The organism is Trinickia sp., assembly GCF_051953405.1.
Classification (GTDB): Bacteria; Pseudomonadota; Gammaproteobacteria; order Burkholderiales; family Burkholderiaceae; genus Trinickia.
The window spans coordinates 1-5,196 of sequence record NZ_JBQCIV010000076.1 but is presented as its reverse complement, the minus strand read 5'-3'; the positions used below and the strand labels follow the sequence as shown (position 1 = coordinate 5,196).

The window sequence follows — 5,196 nt, the reverse complement described above, 5'->3', positions numbered from 1 at the left end:
CGCCGCCCAGCGTATCGCCGAAGCCGCCGGTCCGCGCGCCGAACCCGCCGGCACCGCGACGTCCCGCGCCGCGCCCCGGTTGCTCGAAGCCGCCGTGCGCCGTCAACACCGGCTCGCGGTTGATAAAGCCCATCGACGTTTGCATCGGATCCGGTTGCCGCCGCTCCGCGCCCTGACCGCGAGCGCCCTTCTCTTCGGTCGGCGCCTTCAGGCCGACAGCCGCCATGAGGCTGCGCACTTGCGCATCTTCCAGCTCCTCCCAGCGGCCGCGGCGCAGACCGCGCGGCAGCGAAATCGGGCCGTGGCGCGTACGAATGAGCCGGCTGACCATAAGGCCGACGGCCTCGAAAATGCGGCGCACCTCGCGATTACGCCCTTCGGCGAGCGCGACGTGGTACCAGTGATTCGTGCCTTCGCCGCCGCCGTCGCGGATGCGAAGGAAGTTCGCGGGGCCGTCCTCGAGTTCGATCCCGTGCAGCAGCTTTTGCCGCGACGCCTCCGACAGCTCGCCAACGACGCGCACCGCATATTCGCGCTCCACGCTGTAGCGCGGATGCATGAACCGGTTGGCCAAATCGCCCGACGTCGTCAACATCAACAGCCCTTCGGTATTGAAGTCGAGACGGCCGACGGCCAACCACTTGGCCGTCTTCATCGGCGGCAGCTTGTCGAACACCGACGGCCGCCCTTCCGGATCCGCATGGCTGACGATCTCGCCGGTCGGCTTGTGGTACAGCAAGACGCGGGGCGGCTTCGTTTGCACGCGGCGCTTGACCGGCTTGCCGTTGATGCGCACTTGGTCGGTCGGCATGATGCGCTGGCCGATATGCGCCGGTTCGCCATTGACCGAGACGCGGCCCGCCACGATCAGCTCTTCCATTTCGCGGCGCGAGCCCATTCCGGCCTCGGCCAATACTTTGTGCAGCTTGGGCGCGTCGTCGTCCGGGGCGAGCACACGCTTTGGCGGCGCTTGACGGCCGCGCCGCAACATCGGTGCGCGCACGCCGCCCGTCGTGCCGTTATCGGCATCGAACGCCGGCGAGGTCACATAGGCGAACAAATCGTCCTGCCCGCCCGCGGCCGCTTCGCCGCGCTTCGCCGGTTTGCCCTTTGCTTGGTCCTGGTCGGGGCGACCGCCTTGAGCGAGCGCCTCGTCGCGGCGGTTGCCGGCTTGCTTGCGGGCGCCCTTGGGCACGTTCTTACGGGGCGCGCGGCCCGGAGCGGGGGAACCGCTCTCGAGCGCCTGCTGCGCGGCGACAGGCGCCTCGTCGGCGGGCTCGCCCTCGGGGCCGCCCTGGGTTTGCGCTTGCGCGCCGGCCTCGCCCTTGGTCTTAGCCGCGGCGCGCCGACGCGCGATCAAGCTGCGCGGACCGCGTCGCAAACCGCGGCGGGGGCGCTCTTGATCGCCCGCTTCCGCGATGTGGGCGCCTTGCCCGGACTCGCCGGCTTGCGCGTCGTCGCGGCCCGCAGCGTCTACGGCATGCCCGGATGCGGACAAATTGGTGTCGTGGGTATTCGTCAAAACAACCTCAAGTGTCAATTGCGCGCACCCATTGCAGGCGCTGCGTACGTTCGGTTACGTCAAGCTCTTCGCGACGCGGGTTCGTCGTCGTTGTAGGCGTCCTCGCCGGACTGCTCGCGATCCGCCGGATGGTCGCCCGCGACGCCCATCGGACGCACGGTCGCGGCCGGCGAAGCGCCGTCTCGCGCAGGCGACGACGGATCGATGTCGGTCTCGTTCGAAGCGTCCTCGTGCATACCGCGGTCGCGCTCGTCTCGATCCCCGCGCGCGGCATCGATCGTGCCGTCGCCGGACGGTGCAACGTTTGCCCGCCCGTCGTGCGTCGCACGCTCGCTCGTGTTCTCGTCGTCGGAAGGGTTCGCCTCCGGTGTGCCCGTCGACACCTCGGCCTCGCCCTGCTGGGGCTCGCCGTCTGCCACGGTGGCCGCCTCGCCTCCGATCGTGTCGTCGGCATGAAGCAAACCTGCGGCCTGCTCGTCGTCCGCCGCGCGGTGCGCGTTTTCATGCACTTCGGCAGCGGCCTCACGCTGCTCCGCAGCCTGCCCCTGCGAGCCGGCAGCGACGGCGCCGTCATCGGCCATGGCTTCGACGAGCGCCGCATCGTCCGGAAACTCGATGGCGTGCTGTGCCAGCAATTCGGCGGCGTTTTGCGTCGTCGGATCTTCGAGCGGCGGCAACTCGTCGAGCGCCTTCAGCCCGAGATCGTCGAGGAACTGCTTCGTGGTCGCATAAAGCGCCGGGCGTCCCGGCACGTCGCGATGCCCGATGACCTCGACCCAGCTGCGATCTTCAAGCTGCTTGATCACCTGCGTATTGACGGTGACGCCGCGGATTTCCTCGATGTCGCCGCGCGTCACCGGCTGGCGGTACGCGATGATCGCCAGCGTTTCCAGCACCGCGCGCGAATACTTCGGCGGCTTTTCCGGGTGCAGCCGATCGAGATAAGGACGCATCGCCGGCTTGCTTTGAAAGCGCCAGCCGCTTGCGAGCCCGACGAGTTCGACACCTCGCCCGGACCACTCGTTTCTCAGATCCTCAAGTAACGCACGGACTGTATCCGCCGACACGGCGTCGGCGAAGAGCTTACGCAGGTCACCGACCTTCAGCGGCTCTTGCGCGCAAATCAAAGCAGTCTCGAGGACGATCTTCGCCTCTTGGGTATTCATGCAGCTAGGTCAGACCCTGTGGTCAACGAACCGGATCAAACAGACGATATGGAACTGAAGACGCGCTCGCCCGATTTTGATCGGTCATATTGATGGGAGCACGGACCGGGGGGCGGCGATTCGAGCAGCGCTCGGGCCAGACCCAGCCGGACGAAGCGGCGGTTTTCCGGAGAAGGCGCCGCGTGACTGAACGCCATCTTACGCAAAAAGACCGGGGGCGTAAATAGCGAATCGAAGGCGAGCGCCGTGGCATAAAGCGCACCAATGCCCAAATATTGAAACGGATCTCGACGCGACAAAAACCGATACAGCCCGTCTGTCTTGCTGCGATTGCAAAGCAATCCGCATTCCTCGCATGCGCCCGCTGCACACGAGCGACGCCCTTCACGCCCGATCCGCCGACGGTCGATTTGCCGCATCGCAATATGCGGGCGCGGTCGCACTCGCGCAGCGCCGGCCTGCACTAGATTGGTGATTGCCCTGATTTCCGCCCCCGGCATTTTGGCGTCTTATACGCCCCTAGCTGATGCCCCCGCGAGGCCGTCGCGACGGGGCTTGCAGGTATTCGCCACCGACATGGCATGCTTCATGCATTGCTCGGCACGCTGCGGTAGGCGCGTCGTTCGATGGTCGACATCGTTCCGGCGCCCCACCGGCTCGCTCGACACCCCATGAGGGTGTCTCAAGGGTGCGCGGCACGGGGCAGCGCACCGGGGTCAGTTTCGCTGAGGTGAGGACATATGGTGTTCGACGATTTGAGAGATAACGAGTGGGCGCTGGTCGAAGCGCTGTTCTGCGCCGAACCGGCACGGAGCGAGCGACGCGGACGCCCGCGCGTCGAAGCGCGCGCCGTCGTCAACGCGGTGTTATGGGTGCTCAGCACCGGCGAGGGCTGGTCGAAGCTGCCGGGCCGCTACCCGTCGCCGCCGACCTGCCGGCGACGCTTCGACGAATGGCAGGCGGACGGCACGCTCGTCGAAATCGTTAAACGCTTGGACACCTGCGGGCGCCAAGTCTCGCTGCGCGGCCGCATCGGCACGACCGCAGTCAAGCCTCCCGCGCCGCGAAGCCCGGACCGCCTGCGCGGCGCGTTCTGGACCAACCCGGAATCGTGGCGCGCGCCGGCCAAGATGGCCTGATCTGCCTATTGCCGATTGCCCGTTGCCTTGCCGGACTCGCGCGGGCAACGGGCCCATCGCACCAGGCGCACAGCGCATATCCCCTCATCGGCGGCCGCCTCGACCCGAGCGCCGCTCGCGCCAGTTTCGCTTCGCACCGCTCGATATGCCTTGCGATACGGCAAGTCCGCAACATCCATTTACTAATATTTACAGCGCCCTTTCGTCGTCGCGCTTATCGTTGGTCTATACGGACTCGTCGCCGGCATGTCGCGCCGGACAATCCGAATGAAGCCAGCCATTCACGCAGCCGGCGTGCTGATGTGCAGTATCGGCATGGCCCTCGCGCTCGCGTCGCCCCCTCGCGCGCAACCCGCGCGCGCTCCGCCCGTGCGGTCGCCGGAGATGTCGGCCGACTGGCAGGCGCCGCCTGCGAATGCACCGGCGGGCGCGTCGGCGCCCCGCGGAAACTTGCGTGGCGACATCGAGAGCAACGCCCGCTGGAACGATAACGGCACGCGCAATCGCCCACCGCCCAAGCACTAATCGACCCACCCTATTCGGTAATTCGCGCAATTCGAATCGAAATGAAGGGAACCACTCGCCGTTTGGCCAGTCGGAGTGATTGCCATGAGCACAGCGTGGCAGCAGAAATATCCGGTACCCGTATCCTCGCGATACGGGTTTTTTTTGAGGGTTCCCGGCGCAAGGTATTAACGGCCGAGAACGGCGCGGCTAACGACGGCTAGGATCGCAGTTCGACGGCGGCTGCGGCATCGCTCGGTGCGTACTCGCACGCCTTCGCGTCCGTCCAATGCAGTGCGCGTTCTTCGCGAGCGAGGCGATTGAATTCGGCGCGTCCCTTCTCTGTCAGCACGGCGATATCGACAGGCGCATGAAAACCGGCTCCAGGCGCAACCGTGCGCTGACGGACCGTTTCCATCAAACCGAGCCCTCGCAGATATTCGAACACGCCCGGGCGCTTGGCCCATGGAACTTGACGATATTGCACTCGCCTAAGCGCTTCGAGCACCGCTTCGTTGGAATACGTGGTCATCTCGACTCTTTCTTAAAGTGCGGCCGCCGTCACGCGTGACGGCGCATGCCTTACGGCGGCCGGTACAGGTGAGCGCCAGCCGTCGAGCCGGGGCGGTAACCGGGTGTGCCGGTTCCGTCATGCTGTTTGCCTATAATCGGACGCTTCGTTCCGCAGCGGAATACGAGCGCGCCCACGGTCCAATCAAACTATCGAACTACTGCCGCTGCACGCGGCAAGGCCCCGAAACCATACGTTACCCTATCTCAATTGATCATATTCACTTTATTAGCTCTTTTTTCAGCGGTTTTAGTGCTATGTCGCCGCGCAAGGAAGGCGATCGTAGCCGCGGGC

At 65.9% G+C, this 5,196-nt stretch carries 6 protein-coding genes; 3 read left to right on the top strand and 3 right to left on the bottom strand.

The annotated features are described in order from the left end of the window. A partial coding sequence (rluB, locus tag ACTHN9_RS13110) for a 23S rRNA pseudouridine(2605) synthase RluB (protein ID WP_440537196.1) occupies window positions 1-1,522 on the bottom strand: 1,522 nt, incomplete at its 3' end. Window positions 1,523-1,581: 59 nt separating this feature from the next. Continuing rightward, entirely contained in the window at window positions 1,582-2,688 is a 1,107-nt protein-coding gene (gene scpB / locus ACTHN9_RS13105) for an SMC-Scp complex subunit ScpB (RefSeq protein WP_440537195.1), read from the bottom strand. Window positions 2,689-3,428: 740 nt separating this feature from the next. Here scpB and ACTHN9_RS13100 point away from each other — a divergent pair. After that, complete coding sequence (locus ACTHN9_RS13100) at window positions 3,429-3,827, top strand: transposase (protein ID WP_440537194.1); 399 nt, start codon at window positions 3,429-3,431, stop codon at window positions 3,825-3,827. Window positions 3,828-4,094: 267 nt separating this feature from the next. Beyond that, window positions 4,095-4,352, top strand: a complete 258-nt coding sequence (locus ACTHN9_RS13095) for a hypothetical protein (RefSeq protein WP_440537193.1) — start codon at window positions 4,095-4,097, stop codon at window positions 4,350-4,352. A gap of 199 nt (window positions 4,353-4,551) precedes the next feature. Here the strand turns inward: ACTHN9_RS13095 and ACTHN9_RS13090 are convergent, their stop codons facing one another. After that, a complete protein-coding gene (locus tag ACTHN9_RS13090; RefSeq protein ID WP_440537192.1) occupies window positions 4,552-4,863 on the bottom strand; it encodes a hypothetical protein in 312 nt (103 codons plus the stop codon). A 119-nt stretch (window positions 4,864-4,982) separates the two neighbouring features. Between ACTHN9_RS13090 and ACTHN9_RS13085 the strand changes: the two genes are divergently transcribed. Then, window positions 4,983-5,196: hypothetical protein (locus tag ACTHN9_RS13085; protein ID WP_440537191.1), on the top strand; the 214-nt coding region annotated here is incomplete at its 3' end.

What these genes read in the sequence shown, in the direction of transcription:
- ACTHN9_RS13090 (WP_440537192.1), bottom strand. Translation starts at nt 4,863, where the DNA reads ATGACCACGTATTCCAACGAAGCGGTGCTCGAAGCGCTTAGGCGAGTG.
- scpB (WP_440537195.1), bottom strand. Translation starts at nt 2,688, where the DNA reads ATGAATACCCAAGAGGCGAAGATCGTCCTCGAGACTGCTTTGATTTGC.
- ACTHN9_RS13100 (WP_440537194.1), top strand. Translation starts at nt 3,429, where the DNA reads ATGGTGTTCGACGATTTGAGAGATAACGAGTGGGCGCTGGTCGAAGCG.
- ACTHN9_RS13095 (WP_440537193.1), top strand. Translation starts at nt 4,095, where the DNA reads ATGAAGCCAGCCATTCACGCAGCCGGCGTGCTGATGTGCAGTATCGGC.